At 49.5% G+C, this 3,542-nt stretch carries 2 protein-coding genes and 2 pseudogenes; all 4 read right to left on the minus strand.

From position 1 onward, the window contains the following. Window positions 1-462 (minus strand): annotated as a pseudogene (locus tag AC075L_RS14305) (virulence-associated E family protein); the annotation flags it as partial. After that, window positions 431-1,075 carry a CHC2 zinc finger domain-containing protein gene (locus AC075L_RS14310; RefSeq protein WP_025544160.1) on the minus strand — a complete coding sequence of 215 codons (645 nt, stop codon included), beginning with the start codon at window positions 1,073-1,075 and terminating at the stop codon, window positions 431-433. The pseudogene AC075L_RS14305 and the gene AC075L_RS14310, both read right to left, overlap by 32 nt. 66 nt (window positions 1,076-1,141) lie before the next feature. After that, a pseudogene (mobQ, locus tag AC075L_RS14315) lies at window positions 1,142-2,722 on the minus strand (MobQ family relaxase). Between the two features lie 183 nt (window positions 2,723-2,905). Next, complete coding sequence (locus AC075L_RS14320; protein WP_003509323.1) at window positions 2,906-3,244, minus strand: helix-turn-helix domain-containing protein; 339 nt, start codon at window positions 3,242-3,244, stop codon at window positions 2,906-2,908. Window positions 3,245-3,542: the final 298 nt, after the last annotated feature.

Below are 3,542 nucleotides of genomic sequence, written 5' to 3' on the forward strand. Positions count from 1 at the left end.
TGTAATCGCCCCCAGCATGAACAGCTTCAAGGCTTCATAGGTGTAATCGTCCACATCAGCTCCCAGAAAGTGCCGCAGACAGAAGCGGATGCGCTCAGTCCCGTCCCATGCAAGGCTGTTCAGAAAATCCCGGATGGGGTGGTACTTATTCTCATTCGCCACAATCCCGATGGCGGTTTCAATCTTTTTCTCACTGGTAAGCCCGTAGGTTTCCTCCAGATAGAGAAGCAGATACTTCATGTCCGTATCGGTCAGGGCTGTGCTTTCTCTGTGAAAACCGATGGGCTTTATGATGTCCTTGCGGTCGGTCAGGATGTTGTAGGCGATTGCCCCGGCAAGCACAGGGTCACGCTGGAATACGGTCAGGCAGTTCCGTATGCTCTGGCGGACGCCGCCTTTCTCGGTGGTTTCCAGAGTTGCCTTTACTTCCTCAACGCTCTGGGGCGGCTGCATGGCGTTCATGGTGTTTTTTAGTTCTTGCTGCGTCTGCGGCTGCAAGCTCTGCCATTCGCTGTTCAAGCTGTATCACATCCTTTCCGTAGTCCATAATCAAAACCGCTTTTTCCTCTGTCTCCCCGAACAGCAGCACATCCAGCAGATATTCCACATGGGCTTGCTTCTGCAAGGCTTCCACGAACCGGGGATGAAACGCTTCCTCCGGGGAGTGCGGGGCATAGTCGGTTTTCCATACCCGTAAGAGGTGTAGATAATCGGCAAGGACACGGAAGCAATGTGCCTTTGCTTCCCGGAACTGTTCTTCCGGGGATTTCTGCCGGGGCTTGGGCTTCCTTGCCCTGCCCGGTGGCTTCCAGTCCTCATAGGCAAGCCCGAAGTCACTCGCCAACTGTGCGGCGGCTTCCTTTTTCCCCAGCCCGTACAGGGCAGCTACAAAATCAATCACATCCCCATCTGCACCACATCCGAAGCAGTGGAAACGCTTGTCCAGCTTCATGCTGGGGGTCTTATCGTTGTGGAACGGGCAGCAAGCCATCCCGTTTCTGTTTACCCGGATTCCGTAATGCTCCGCAGCCTGTCTTGTCGTAACGGACTGCTTCACAGCTTCAAATACATTCAAATCAATTCCTCCTTGTAAAAAAGAAAAGGCACTTATCATTCTCAATCTGAAAATGGCAAGTGCCTGTTAAAGTTCCATATCCTGTTGTTTGTGTTTCGTCTGCGCCGGGGCGTTTTTCTGTGCTCTCTTCTCGTCAGCCTTATCCTGCAAGACTTCTTTGAGGGGCTGCTTCTTGGGCGGCTCTTTGCTTTCCTCTGTGCCGGGTGTGGCTTTCCGTACCCAGTAGCGGATGTCCCACAGCTTCTTCAAATCTTCCTGCACCTCGGTCAACGGTACTTTCAAGTCTGCGATTTCGTCCACAAGCTTCGCCTGTTCCTGCAAAAGCTCCTTTTTCGTGCTGTCCTTATCGTCCGGGTGCTTGGCAAGGTAGGCACTGGCTTTCTCAAACCGGGCAACCTCCGGGTGTTCCAGCTTGAATTTTTCCTTAGTTTTCTTGAAAAATATCTTCTGGTATTTCTCATAAACGGGCTTACATTCCTTACAGTCCGTCCGGGCGGCAAGGATAGCGTCAATCACGTTGCTGCGGGTTTCCTTTGGCTTCATCTGCTTTCGGTAGTCGGCGGCAGATTTCCCGGACGTTTCTATAAAGTTTTCCAAATCCTCCACGGTGGAAAGTCCCTTTCTCTGAAGATAGGACAGGGCTTCGCTGACTGCCTTTAAGTCTTTGGAAGTCCCACGGCTTTGTCCCGCCCGTGTCCAGTCGCTCCGTTCTGCCTTTCGTATCTCCATATACTTCATCAGCAGATTGGGAAGAAAGACCGCTTCCTCCGCAGCTTTTTGGGCAAGCAGTTCATTCCGCTTTTCGCTAAGCTCCGACAATCCAGCCTTTGAGATTTTTAATAAGCTGCCGGATGGACTTCATCAAACTATTGGCGGCTTTGATTTCTCGGTTCAGGTTGCCGATGTTCGTCTGAATCCCACGCTTTTCCATCTGCCGGACAGCAGCACCCTTCATGGACGGTAGGGATAATATCAAGCCCCTGTCTTTCGTAAGAACGGAGATCCACCCGCTCCGGGCGGTTGTTGGCTTCCAGATAGCGGTTCTGGATGATCTCCCATTCATGCCGCCAGATTTCACAATACTTGCGGTCGTTCCAGTCAACCGTATCTTCCTTGTGACTTTTCCATCTGCCGGACGGAAGTTTTATCCGTTCCCCGTTCTCGTCAAGGTCATAAACCTTGCGGCTCTTGGGAAGCCATTTCCCATGTTCATCCATTGCCCGCATAGTCAGCATGACATGAGCGTGAGGGTTTCCGTCCCCTTTGTCATGGATGGCAAAATCCACGCACATTCCTTTGGAAACAAACTGCTGATTGCAGAAATCCCGGACAAGGGCGGCGTACTGGTCGGGCGGTATCTCTCTGGGGATGGTAAGCACCCACCGCCTTGCAAGCTGGGAATTCCATTGCTTCTCCACCGCTTCGGCGGCGTTCCATAAAGTATTGCGGTCTGCATACGACCAGTGGGAGCATTTGCCGGAAGCAAGATTTCATTGTGGACGATACCACGCTTTTCCGGGTAGTGCTTCACTTCCTGGATCGTATCCACAGAACAGCTTTTCGCCGCTCTGGTAGGCAGCGGCGGCAACCGCAGACTGGCGGTTGGCTGCGCTGCACAATCGAGATTTCGTTGTGTGGACAGGGCATTTCGTGTTCCTCCTTTCGGTAATTGGTGGATGGGGTGCGTTTTACCACCTCATTTGGGCAGAAAAAAGCAGGAGACCTTTTCAGATTTCCTGCTCGGTGGTGCCGCCGGTGGGCGGCTGGTATTGAGTTTTGAAAGTTCGGGTCAGGGTGGCCCGATGATGAAATAAAATATCTGCATGAAGATTATTCAACTTCTTTTAGTAATTCTTCAACAGAAATACCGTAAAGTTTTGCAAGTGCAAAAAGATTTGATGTGGAAGGGTCGGATGTTCCATTTTCCCATTTTGAAACAGCCTGCCTGCTAACACCAATCGTTTCAGCAACAAATTCCTGCGTCATTTTGCACTGTGTTCTGTGTACTTTGAGTGCTTCACCCAACGATTTCCTCACTACGGATTTTTCCTGCCGTACATCTTTCGAATGGATATATTTGAGTAATGCACGAACAATAAGGGTAAGCAAACCAACAAAGATACATAAGAAAATTATTCCAACGATTATCATAAATACGGTTACTTTCATTTGACCACCTCCTAATGTTGCTGTTGGCTTCATTTCTCTGTACGGATATATTTAAGCAATGCACGAATAACAAGGATAAGCAAGCCGACAAAGATACATGAGAAAACTATTCCGACTACAATCATAATGATGTTTACTAACATTTGGATGACCTCCTTTCTTTGTTGGCTTTATTCTATCTGAATTACCGTGTTGCTACCACCAACTATCAAGCAATTATCAGTTGCATATCGGTTGCACAATGATAGCGTTCTGTTTTTTGACCTTATTATACTAAATTACCGTAGATAAGGATAGC

Source organism: Blautia sp. ZXY-1-B12 (assembly GCF_056339915.1).